12 protein-coding genes are annotated in these 11630 nt (G+C 45.4%); 10 read left to right on the top strand and 2 right to left on the bottom strand.

The features are described from left to right. From FGT79_RS31685 to pssA, 9 genes are all read left to right on the top strand, one after another. Positions 1 to 186 (top strand): hypothetical protein (locus FGT79_RS31685; protein WP_212758653.1); only part of this gene is annotated, 186 nt, incomplete at its 5' end. 174 nt (positions 187 to 360) lie between these two features. Beyond that, a complete protein-coding gene (locus tag FGT79_RS29080) occupies positions 361 to 822 on the top strand; it encodes a CtsR family transcriptional regulator (RefSeq protein ID WP_138756318.1) in 462 nt (153 codons plus the stop codon). A 35-nt stretch (positions 823 to 857) separates the two neighbouring features. Next, on the top strand, positions 858 to 1379 hold the full coding sequence (gene mcsA / locus FGT79_RS29075; RefSeq protein WP_138756317.1) for a protein-arginine kinase activator protein McsA: 522 nt from the start codon (positions 858 to 860) through the stop codon (positions 1377 to 1379). 28 nt (positions 1380 to 1407) lie between these two features. Then, positions 1408 to 2487 (top strand): protein-arginine kinase McsB, encoded by a 1080-nt coding sequence (gene mcsB / locus FGT79_RS29070; protein ID WP_138756316.1) that lies wholly within the window; start codon positions 1408 to 1410, stop codon positions 2485 to 2487. 2 nt (positions 2488 to 2489) lie between these two features. Beyond that, positions 2490 to 4949 carry an ATP-dependent protease ATP-binding subunit ClpC gene (gene clpC, locus FGT79_RS29065; protein ID WP_138756315.1) on the top strand — a complete coding sequence of 820 codons (2460 nt, stop codon included), beginning with the start codon at positions 2490 to 2492 and terminating at the stop codon, positions 4947 to 4949. 131 nt (positions 4950 to 5080) lie between these two features. Next, positions 5081 to 5419, top strand: a complete 339-nt coding sequence (locus tag FGT79_RS29060) for an antibiotic biosynthesis monooxygenase (protein WP_138756314.1) — start codon at positions 5081 to 5083, stop codon at positions 5417 to 5419. A gap of 413 nt (positions 5420 to 5832) precedes the next feature. Further along, positions 5833 to 7200 (top strand): DNA repair protein RadA, encoded by a 1368-nt coding sequence (gene radA / locus FGT79_RS29055; protein WP_138756313.1) that lies wholly within the window; start codon positions 5833 to 5835, stop codon positions 7198 to 7200. 11 nt (positions 7201 to 7211) lie between these two features. Beyond that, positions 7212 to 8288, top strand: a complete 1077-nt coding sequence (gene disA, locus FGT79_RS29050) for a DNA integrity scanning diadenylate cyclase DisA (protein WP_138756323.1) — start codon at positions 7212 to 7214, stop codon at positions 8286 to 8288. A gap of 87 nt (positions 8289 to 8375) precedes the next feature. Next, positions 8376 to 9122, top strand: a complete 747-nt coding sequence (pssA, locus tag FGT79_RS29045; protein WP_138756312.1) for a CDP-diacylglycerol--serine O-phosphatidyltransferase — start codon at positions 8376 to 8378, stop codon at positions 9120 to 9122. A 293-nt stretch (positions 9123 to 9415) separates the two neighbouring features. Here the strand turns inward: pssA and FGT79_RS29040 are convergent, their stop codons facing one another. Next, entirely contained in the window at positions 9416 to 10378 is a 963-nt protein-coding gene (locus FGT79_RS29040) for a tyrosine-type recombinase/integrase (RefSeq protein ID WP_246096678.1), read from the bottom strand. A 148-nt stretch (positions 10379 to 10526) separates the two neighbouring features. Here FGT79_RS29040 and FGT79_RS29035 point away from each other — a divergent pair, with 148 nt between their 5' ends. Further along, the gene (locus tag FGT79_RS29035; RefSeq protein ID WP_138756311.1) at positions 10527 to 11159 is read left to right on the top strand and encodes an HD-GYP domain-containing protein; all 633 of its coding nucleotides are present in this window, start codon (positions 10527 to 10529) and stop codon (positions 11157 to 11159) included. 63 nt (positions 11160 to 11222) lie between these two features. Here FGT79_RS29035 and FGT79_RS29030 read toward each other — a convergent pair whose 3' ends face one another. Next, positions 11223 to 11618: a nucleoside triphosphate pyrophosphohydrolase family protein gene (locus tag FGT79_RS29030; protein ID WP_138756310.1), complete on the bottom strand. Its 396-nt coding sequence runs from the start codon at positions 11616 to 11618 to the stop codon at positions 11223 to 11225. Positions 11619 to 11630: the final 12 nt, after the last annotated feature.

The raw sequence follows: 11630 nt of genomic DNA, 5'->3' as shown, positions 1-11630 counted from the left end.
CGACCGTTAAGCCCTCCAGCGCCAATGGTACTTAGACCGCAGGGTCTTGGGAGAGTAGGACGTCGCCAAGCACGAGAAGCCTATCGCATTTATGCGGTAGGTTTTTTGTTTTACCCGTTTTTTATTTTAATTTCTATAGAGATATGTATAAACGGCTTGCAACGACACCAAGCTAATAGAAAATGATTTTTAAGGAGCACTTGACCTTTTGCGGAAATTGCATATAATAAAATCAAGGTCAAAGAAAGTCAAAGTCAATTGTCCGAATATTTGGTGTATGACTGATTTGATTGTATGATCATTAATATTAAGGTGTTTCAATTTTAGTTGTATTGGTTATTTCTCAGGGAGGTTGGTGGTTTGCGAAACATTTCCGATCTCATCGAGCAGTATTTGAAGCATATGCTCCAGGATAGTCCGGAGGGTGCAGTAGAAATTCAACGTAATGACTTGGCTGACAAATTTTCTTGTGTACCTTCGCAGATCAACTATGTAATCAGTACTCGATTTACCATGGAGAAAGGATACATGGTTGAAAGTAAGCGCGGAGGCGGAGGCTATATCCGAATACAGCGGATTGATCTTCCGGCACTGAAGGCGATTCAATTCCACATCGAAGAAACGGTGGGGGAATGCGTGGACCAAGGTGCGGCGGAAGGACTTATTTATCAGCTTGAGGAAGCAAGGCTCATTACCAAGCGCGAAGGGAATTTGCTTCGTGCGGCAGTCCACCGCGATACCATCGCGCTCAAGCTGCCGTTAAGAGATGAAATTAGAGCGCGCTTGCTTAGGTCCATGCTTATCTCACTGCTCGTTAAATAACGAACAGCCGTTTATACCGGGAGGAGGGATCAGGCTTGTTTTGCCAAGAATGCGGCCAAAAACCGGCTACGCTTCATTTTACAAAAATCGTTAATGGTGAGAAAACCGAATTTCACATTTGTGAAAGCTGCGCTCGTGAGAAGGGTGAAGGCATTCCTGGTGCGCCAAATAGCTTTTCTATCCATAGCTTATTGTCAGGTCTTCTAGACTTCGAGCAATTAGGCGGTTCGGGTATTGTCGGTATTAAGCAGCCAACGCTTCAATGCGCGGAATGCGGCCTTACGTATACGCAGTTCAGCAAGATCGGTCGGTTCGGCTGCAGCTCCTGTTATCAAGCGTTTGAAAGCAAGCTCGATCCGCTGCTCAAACGTGTTCATAGCAGTACCGTACACAGCGGCAAAATACCTAAGCGCTCAGGAGGCCAAATCCAGTGCAAACGGGAAATTGAGCAGTTGAGGCGCGATCTGCAGGATAAGATAGATCAGGAGGAGTTCGAGAGCGCGGCACAGCTTCGTGACCGGATTCGTGAGCTGGAACGAAAAATTTCAGACATGTAGGCTGGCATACAAGGAGTGAATAATCCTTTTGACTAAGCATCGATTCTCACAGCATGCGCTTAGCGATTGGATGAAGGACACTGGTCCTGAATCCGAAATTGTCATAAGCAGCAGAGTGCGGGTAGCACGTAATTTACGACATCTGCCTTTTCCACTGCTTGCAACGAATCAGCAATCCAAGGATGTAATGGATCAGTTGACTGAGGTAAGTCAGAGCGGCAAGCTGCAGTCTATTGGTTCTTTTGAAACAATTGTATTATCCGATTTGAGTGAGCTTGATAGGCGGGTGCTTGTAGAAAAGCATTTAATTAGTCCTAATTTAGCGAATGATTCGCGATGCGGGGCCGTTATTTTGAGCGATAACGAATCTGTTAGCATAATGATTAACGAAGAAGATCATTTGCGCATTCAATGTCTGTATCCGGGTTTTCAAATCCAGGAGGCATGGGCATTGGCCAGCGGAATTGACGATATTTTTGAAGAGTTTGCGGATTATGCCTTTGATGAGAAACGCGGTTATTTGACGACATGTCCCACTAATGTAGGAACGGGTATTCGGGCCTCGGTTATGATGCATCTTCCAGCGCTTGTGCTTACGTCGCAAATTAATCGCATACTGTCAGCGGTAACACAGGTTGGATTAGCTGTTAGAGGATTGTACGGCGAAGGGAGTGAGGCGCTTGGCAATTTATTTCAGGTGTCGAACCAAATTACGTTAGGGCAGTCGGAGAATGAAATCATTGAGAACTTATACGGAGTAGCAAGACAAATTATTGAACATGAGAAGGCTGCACGTAAACGGCTCATGCATGATTCAAGATTAAGAACAGAAGATCGTGTGAAAAGATCATATGGGATATTAGCTCATGCCCAGATCATGGATTCGAAAGAATCTGCACAGCGACTGTCTGATGTAAGGCTCGGTGCAGACCTAGGCATATTGCCGGATGTCACACCGCAAATGTTAAATGAGCTCTTAGTCATGACACAGCCTGGATTCTTACAACAAACCTTCGATGAGAAGATGAGTCCAGATCAGAGGGATTTCAGGAGAGCAGAACTCATACGCAATCAATTGCGTGTGGAAAAAGGCCATGGGGGTGCGTAACTATGATGTTTGGAAGATTTACGGAGCGAGCACAGAAGGTGCTTGCATTGGCGCAGGAAGAAGCGGTTCGTCTTGGACATAACAATATAGGCACAGAGCATATTTTACTTGGTCTTATTCGTGAAGGCGAAGGTATTGCAGCCAAAGCATTAATCGGGCTGGGACTTGGACTTGAGAAAATTCAGGATGAAGTTGAAGCATTAATAGGCCGCGGTCAAGAACAGCCCAATAATATTGCTTATACGCCTCGCGCGAAAAAAGTGATTGAGCTCTCCATGGATGAGGCGAGAAAGCTTGGACATACGTATGTAGGCACGGAGCATATTCTGCTTGGCTTAATACGTGAGGGTGAGGGCGTAGCAGCTCGCGTACTCAACAATCTAGGCATAAGCCTTAATAAAGCTCGTCAACAAGTATTGCAGCTGTTAGGCAGCAGCGAGGCTGTATCGAGCAATCACGGTTCTCCGGCAAATGTAAGCACGCCGACGCTAGACGGTCTGGCTAGAGATTTGACTGCCTATGCAAAGGAAGGGAATCTAGACCCTGTTATCGGTCGCAGCAAGGAAATTGAGCGCGTAATTCAAGTACTCAGCCGCCGTACCAAAAACAATCCCGTGCTGATTGGTGAACCGGGCGTTGGTAAAACGGCTATTGCCGAGGGCCTTGCTCAAAAAATCATTGAAAATGAAATTCCTGAGACATTGCGCGATAAACGCGTTATGACATTAGATATGGGTTCTGTCGTAGCTGGTACGAAATACCGCGGTGAGTTCGAGGATCGCCTGAAAAAAATCATGGACGAAATTCGGCAAGCTGGCAATATCATTCTCTTTATCGATGAACTTCATACCCTTATAGGTGCAGGCGGAGCTGAAGGCGCGATTGACGCTTCGAATATACTGAAACCGGCTCTAGCGAGAGGCGAGCTTCAGTGTATCGGTGCCACGACGCTGGATGAGTACCGGAAATACATCGAAAAGGATGCGGCGTTAGAACGTCGATTCCAGCCGATAACGGTAGATCAGCCATCCCCTGAGGAAGCTATTCAAATTTTGTACGGTTTGCGTGACCGTTACGAGGCCCATCACCGTGTGAAAATTACGGATGAAGCGATTGTGCAAGCTGTGAAGCTGTCAGATCGCTATATTCCAGATCGGTTCCTGCCGGACAAAGCGATTGACCTTATTGACGAAGCAGGCTCGAAGGTTCGCCTGAATTCTTACACGGTACCACCGAATTTGAAGCAGCTTGAAAACCGTCTCGAGGATATCCGCAAAGAGAAGGATGCTGCAGTTCAAAGTCAGGAGTTCGAGAAAGCCGCAGCGCTTCGTGATACGGAGCAAAAGATTCGTGAAGAGCTTGATATCACGAAAAACCAGTGGAAAGAAAAACAAGGACGTACCGATTCCGAAGTGACGCCTGAAGATATTGCACAGGTTGTAGCCAGCTGGACTGGAATCCCTGTAAGCAAAATGGCTGAGGGTGAAACCGAACGGCTGCTCAAAATGGAAGATATTCTTCATGATCGTATTATTGGGCAAGAAGACGCTGTTAAATCTGTATCGCGAGCGATTCGTCGTGCTCGTGCTGGTCTGAAGGATCCCAAGCGTCCTATCGGTTCATTCATTTTCCTAGGGCCAACTGGTGTTGGTAAAACAGAGCTGGCAAGAGCACTTGCTGAAGCGATGTTCGGAGATGAGAACGCCGTTATACGGATTGACATGTCGGAGTACATGGAGAAGCACTCCACGTCCCGTCTAGTCGGAGCGCCTCCAGGTTATGTTGGCTATGAAGAAGGCGGTCAATTAACGGAGAAGGTTCGCCGTAAACCTTATTCGGTAGTACTGCTTGATGAGATAGAGAAAGCACATCCTGAAGTGTTCAACATTTTGCTTCAAGTGCTTGAGGATGGCCGCTTGACTGATTCGAAGGGCCGCGTTGTTGATTTCCGCAATACGCTCATTATTATGACATCGAATGTAGGCGCCGACCAAATCAAGAAAAACTCTTCGCTCGGCTTCACGGCCGTTCAGGATGCAGGACGCGACTTCTTGCAAATGAAGGATAAAGTGATGGCAGAACTTAAGAAAAGCTTCCGTCCTGAGTTTTTGAATCGGATTGATGAGAGCATCGTGTTCCACTCACTTGGGGAGGAGCATATTGCCCAAATCGTTACGCTTATGTCAGAAGAGCTTCGCAAGCGTCTGCGTGAACAAGATGTTGACTTCTTATTGACAGATGCTGCCAAAGCGTTCTTAGCCAAAGAAGGCTATGATCCGCAGTATGGAGCGCGCCCGCTGCGCCGTGCGATTCAGAAGCATATTGAGGACCGCTTGTCTGAGGATCTGCTTATGGGCAAAATTCAAAAAGGTGATACGTTCACCATTGACGAGAAAGACGGCGGCTTAACCGTTAGCAAGACTATTCCTGAGCAAGAGCCAGAGGAATCCACAACGAAATAAATATGCTAACCAACTGTCCCGCAAACAGGCTAGATGTTTGCGGGACAGTTTTTATTTGCTTTAATAATTGACAATGAGAATCATTATCGTATAATAAATAGATAGGATGAGATGGAATGGGAGGAACAACGATGATAGTTGTTACCAATACGATAAAAGTAAAAAAAGGTCACGGCGAGACGGTGGCAGAACGTTTCCAAAATGCGAAAGGCATTGATTCATCCCCAGGCTTTGTACGTATGGAGGTGTCCATGACCGAAGGCTTGCAGGATTATGATGAGTTGAAGGTCAGTACGACATGGGAGAAAAAAGCGTCATTCGAAGGTTGGGTAAACAGTGATTCCTTCCGGCAAGCTCATGCACATAGAGGTAAGCAGCAAACGACAGATGGGCAGCAAACAGAATGTGTCATGCTTGGCTCCCAACTTTCTACACATCGCGTTTTGGTTGCTAGGCAATCGGGAATTTAATCTTAATCTGCAGGAATGTCGGGCTTAATAACTTATAGAAGGAAAGTATAGATGGTAACCAAGGTTATCCTAAGGCTCTCCTAAGGCTCTCTTATCCACTGTGGATAAAGGAGCCTTTTTTATGAGCAGTAGTAACTAGATGGTAGATGGGGATATGTTGATGACTTGTGGATAATGTTGATAACTTGTTACTAAGTCTGTGGATAAAAATGATAAGGCGTGAAAAGAATAGGTTTAGCTGTAAGAAACGAATAATAAACGAATTATAGATGAGTGATCATCTTTTTTCGTTCGCAATGTGGGTTTATACATGGGGGATAAAATGGTAAACTTTAAGAAGCGTCATTTTCGGCATAATCGCTAGGGATGGCTTTAACGATTCATGCTAACCCATAACGTTTAAGGAGTACAAAATGGCCAAAATTAAAACAAAGTTTGTCTGCGCCGAATGTGGTACAGAGTCGGCGAAATGGCTAGGTAAATGCCCGGGCTGCCACGCTTGGAATTCCATGGTGGAAGAAAAGGAAACCGTTGTGAAGACGAAGGGCGTCGGATTGTCTTCGTTTCATGCGAAAGAAAAGCCGCAGTCCATCATACATATAGAAAGCGGGCAAGAGCCTCGCATCGAAACAAGGATGCTTGAGCTTAATCGAGTACTGGGCGGAGGTGTTGTGCCAGGCTCGCTTATCCTAGTCGGCGGAGATCCCGGCATTGGAAAATCGACGCTGCTGCTGCAGACCTCTCACGCTCTTGCTGTCAAAGGGCTGAAGGTTCTCTATATTTCTGGAGAGGAGTCTGTACGGCAAACAAGGCTTAGGGCTGATCGCCTCGGTGCATTGACGGAATCACTATACGTGCTGTGCGAGACCAATATGGAACTCATTAATGAAGCGATCGAATCGGTACAGCCGGATTTTCTCGTCATTGACTCCATTCAGACGGTGTATGACCCGAATGTACAATCCGCTCCAGGAAGTGTGTCACAGGTTCGCGAGTGCACGGCACATTTCATGCGGGTTGCCAAGATCAAAGGAGTTGCTACAGTTCTGGTCGGCCATGTAACGAAGGAAGGTGCCATTGCAGGGCCTCGATTGCTTGAGCATATGGTGGATTGCGTCCTTTATTTCGAAGGGGAACGACATCATACGTACCGGATATTGCGTGCTGTCAAGAACCGTTTCGGGTCAACGAATGAGATTGGGATTTTCGAAATGGGCGAAGAAGGCCTGCGAGAGGTTTCTAATCCTTCTGAGCTGTTCTTGTCGGAGCGTCCACTGGGTGTATCGGGCTCTACGGTCGTCGCCAGCATGGAGGGAACAAGACCTGTCCTAGTGGAGCTTCAGGCGCTTGTTGCTACAACGAATTTCCCTTCACCGCGAAGAATGTCAACAGGGATTGACCATAACCGTTTGGCGCTTATTATCGCAGTGCTTGAGAAGCGAAACGGCATGTTCCTGCAAACACAGGATGCTTATTTGAATGTGGCAGGCGGAGTGAAGCTTGACGAACCAGCAGTAGATCTTGCTGCGGCAGTTAGTATCGCTTCCAGTTTTCGAGATGCGCCGACGAAGCCTTATGATGTTGTTTTTGGTGAAGTAGGACTAACTGGTGAGGTTCGGGCAGTATCGCGTGCAGAACAGCGTGTTAAGGAAGCCGAGAAGCTAGGATTCAAACGCGTTATTATGCCAGAGAAAAGTTTGAAAGGGTGGAAGCATCCCGCAGGCATAGAAATTATTGGCGTAACCACAGTGTCAGAAGCACTAAAGGCAGCGCTTGGATAGGGGGGCAGATGATGAAGGAACCTACTCAGCTTGAAATAATGAATCAATTACTGCAATTAGTCGCACCAGGTACCCCTTTTCGTGATGGGCTTGAGAACGTGCTTCGGGCTAAAACGGGGGCCTTGCTTGTTGTAGGCTACAGTCCAGAGGTGATGGAAGTCGTAGATGGAGGCTTCTCCATTAACTGTGATTTCTCGCCCAATTATTTGTATGAGCTTGCCAAAATGGACGGTGCCATTATATTGAGCGAAGATATGCGCCGGATCTTGTATGCGAATACGCAGCTTATTCCGAACAGCTCGATTCCGTCTATCGAAACGGGTATCCGTCACCGTACGGCAGAGCGAGTAGCGAAGCAGACCGGTAAGCTGGTCGTTTCGATTTCACAGCGCCGTAACATTATTACGCTTTATCAAGGCAATCTTCGCTATTCGTTGAAGGATATGGGCGTTATTCTAACGAAAGCCAATCAAGCCATTCAAACGCTGGAGAAATACAAAGCCGTATTAAGCCAATCTTTTACTAACTTATCGGCTCTTGAGTTCGAGGAATTGGTAACACTGCAGGAAGTGGCCCATGTTATCCAGCGGGTGGAGATGGTGCTTCGAATCAAGATGGAAATTAAGCGTTATGTGATTGAGCTTGGTACGGAAGGCCGCCTCATCAGTATGCAAATGGACGAATTGGTTGGCGGTGTGGAAGAAGATGCGTGGTATTTAATTAAGGATTATGCAAAAGAGAATTCAGACGAGAAGATTCGGGAAATTCGGGCAGGTCTCAAAAAGCTGAGCTCTGATGAGCTGCTGGATGCGCCACCGATCATCCGTTTGATAGGCTACCCACATACGAACAATATGAATGATGAATCTGTCTCTCCTCGCGGCTACCGCTTGCTTAACAAAATTCCAAGATTGCCGCTCATTATTATGAATAATTTGATTGAGCGCTTCGGCCGACTGCCGCATATTCTTATGGCGACTATCGAGGAATTAGATGAAGTTGAAGGCATTGGTGAAGTTCGTGCACGAGCTATCAAAGAGGGACTTAAACGGATACAAGAGCAGATGTTCATTGACAGGCAAATCTAAATCCCATACAATAGATTGAATGTGGTCCTGTAAATGGATCTATATTCGTTCGTGGTTTTGGGGCATAGTAGAGAAGAGGTGGAAAAGATGATCGCAAAATCGATACCGAGCCTTCTCACGGTGGGGAACTTATTCTTAGGAGTAATCGCCATCATTCTTGTATTTAATGAAAAACCAGATACAGCGGCTATGATGGTGTTAATCGCCATGCTGCTTGACGGTGTAGACGGACGCGTTGCTCGGGCGCTGAACGTTCAAAGTGAATTCGGTAAGGAGCTTGACTCGTTATCCGATGTAATTTCGTTTGGCGTGGCACCGGCATTTATTATGTATGTAGTCGCTTTTCAAGATCTTAATCCAGCTTTAGCATGGATTGTTACAGCGTTGTTTCCTATATGCGGTGCTTTGCGTCTTGCCCGTTTCAATGTTATTTCAAGCGCACCCGGATATTTTATTGGTTTGCCGATACCGGCTGCTGGAGGCGTTCTAGCCACCTTGGCGTTATTCAAAAACGACATTTATGTTTCGGTGCTGCTAACAAGTACAATAGTACTTGCTTTGCTTATGGTAAGTACAATTAAGTATCCAAATTTCAAAAAAGTTGGCATTCCCAAGAGCGCCGTTTGGGTTGTACCAATCATTATCGTTGTTGCTGTAGTGCTAGGTTTGTTTTTCAAAAATGATCTTTCCAAAATATTGTTTGTGCCGCTGCTGTTATATGCGCTGTACGGCCTAAAAAAAAACGTTGATCGTAGGCTGCCCAAGCGTAATCGGAAACGGAAAAAACGCGAAGAAGTTGTCGATGATACGGTTAAATCAGAAAAGCCAGCATAATAAGCTGATATTGAATATACGTTACAATAAAATAGCGATTCTAATCACAAAAATTTGTGTTTAGAATCGCTATTTTTTGTTTATTAGTTATATATTTGCGTTGATTACCGTTTCGCAGCAGAAATTTACCGAAAATAAAATAATAATTATAAAGATGAAGTCGCATAATAACAGTTATACGACAAATTTAGACACAAAGTACTGCAAAATTCATTACTATTATATGACATTAATACCATCATAGCAACGTGAGGTCCCGTTGTCTAGGTAAAAAGAACCTTTTATTCTGGTCGTTAGATATATCCGATCAGCAAGTCCTCGACATAATCAGATGCTGATTTGGTGAGTTGCTCAACCGTATGCAGGTAGCGCTGGGTCGTATTGATATGGGCATGCCCCAAGCTCTCCTGCACCTGCTGAAGCGATGCACCGTTTAACAGAGCAAGCGTTGCGTTGGTGTGCCTTAACCAGTGAGGCGTAACGGGCTTATCCAAACCGATTTTGAGACAGGAGCTTTTGATCATCCGTTCGACTTGTCTTGAGGAGATGCCGAATATGATGGATTCTGAGCTGTTGCTTAGATGAGGATGAGCATCCAGGTAGCTTGAATAAAGCGTCCATAAATGACGAGGGACTTTAATATCTCTGATTTTCCCGCCTTTTGCTTTCGTAATCGTTAGCCAGACGGTGGATTCAAGCGGATCGGAATAAAAATCGCACCATCTAAGTGCACATAGCTCAGAGACCCGCAGCCCAAGCAGAAGAAGGCTCAACGCAATTAAATAGTTCCGATTATTGTTGTGTTGCAAATGGTGAAGTAGTTTGCCAACTTCGTTTTTCGTCAAAAAATGCTTCTTGCTCGTTAATGGAATAATGGGAAGACGCACGCTGCTAGTTGGGTTCTGATTGAATAAGTTGATATTGGGATCGCAGCCCCATTTATATAATGATTTTAATGCAGCAATAATAGAGGATATGGTAGCGGGTGCTAACGGCAATCCGTTCTTTTCATTTTTTATAGACATGAGATAAAGTTTGAACGCTTCGATTTCTCGCCAAGAAACCTCATTCAAATTTCTGTAGGATATAAATAAGCGGAATCGCTCGATCGCTCTGAAATAGCTCTTATAGGTATGCTCCGATTGACTCCGGCTGCTCAAAAACATTTGGATTTTTTGTTCATCTGTAAATCCAGTTTCTTTTTCTCTCCTTAACTGAAATACGGTGTTTTCCTCGGTAATCGTGTCGGTCCTCACTAAATATCCTCCTCATGTTGTCGTATAACTGTTATTATGCGACACCTCGCTGTATGCATATTTTTTCTAATCTACAGACTTCATTTTACAAAAAAAGTTATAAAAATAACCAGTTTTTTGATTTTTTTCGGTGGAAGAGGAGAAACGGATGACGATCAGTCCAGGCTATGCGGAAGTGATTTCTTTACAGCAGACGAGCGCAGGCAGTTGGATGAAATACTTGATGTATAAGAGTCCGTCTACATACCGGCATTGTGTCAGAGTTGCTTTGCTGGCTGAAATACTGGCGCCTTATTTGCCAATCAATGAAGCAGAAGGAGCGGCCTTTATACGGGGTTGCTTCCTCCATGATGTAGGGAAAACGAGAGTGCCGAATGATATTTTACACAAAAAGGAGCGTTTGACCGACTGGGAGTGGAGCGTGCTGAGAAAGCATACGGTGTACGGTGAGGATATTCTGAGAAGTCACGATTTCCTCGGTGAGGATATTATGCAATTAGTAAGGTATCATCACGAGCGCTATGACGGAAAAGGTTATCCAGATGGTAGACGAGCTGAACAAATTCCTTTATTCGCAAGAGCATGCGCAGTCATCGATGCTTTGGACTCTATGCTGTCGATAAGGCCTTATCGGGAACCAATTAGTGTGGAAGAAGCCTATGCAGAGTTGGCTCGCAATCGGAATACGCAATTTGATGCGAGTATAGTAGATATCGTTCTGCATGTACCTGAAGAAGAAATGGCGCTGTACTTTAACTGCACACACGGGCAAGACAAATAAAATTCAAATACAAAGAAGCTTTGGGGATGGAACACCGCCCCAAAGCTTCTTCTCAATCAAATTCTAAGTTAAATTAAACAGGCCTAAAGTGGAGCATTTGTCGTATTCGTCGGCAATCACTTCATCCAGTTGAATATCTAGCAAGTTGCATAAAGCTGTCATATAAAACAGGTTGCGCCCCAGGTCATTCTTAAGCGCGTCGCGGCAATGCTCGCATACCGCGCCGGTAAGATGGCTTTGCAGCGTCGTTTTGGCGTTCTCAAGATTCAATTCATCTGAATATTGCTGTTTCCGGGCATTAAGCTCGATACACCCGCAATCTGTTACGGCCTTCGTGACCGCTCGATTGACAGAAGCACCGGACTGTCCGAATTTAGACATGACATCTAGTAAGCTGCGGTGCCTAAGCAGCAATTCAGAGACTTGCTGCTGAAATTGATCCAGTGTAGGAGCACTCATCGGTTCCACCTC

Origin of the sequence: Paenibacillus sinopodophylli, assembly GCF_005930355.1 — a bacterium.
Classification (GTDB): domain Bacteria; phylum Bacillota; class Bacilli; order Paenibacillales; family Paenibacillaceae; genus Pristimantibacillus; species Pristimantibacillus sinopodophylli.
The sequence above is the reverse complement of the archived record's forward strand: the minus strand, read 5'-3'. Positions and strand labels throughout refer to the sequence as shown.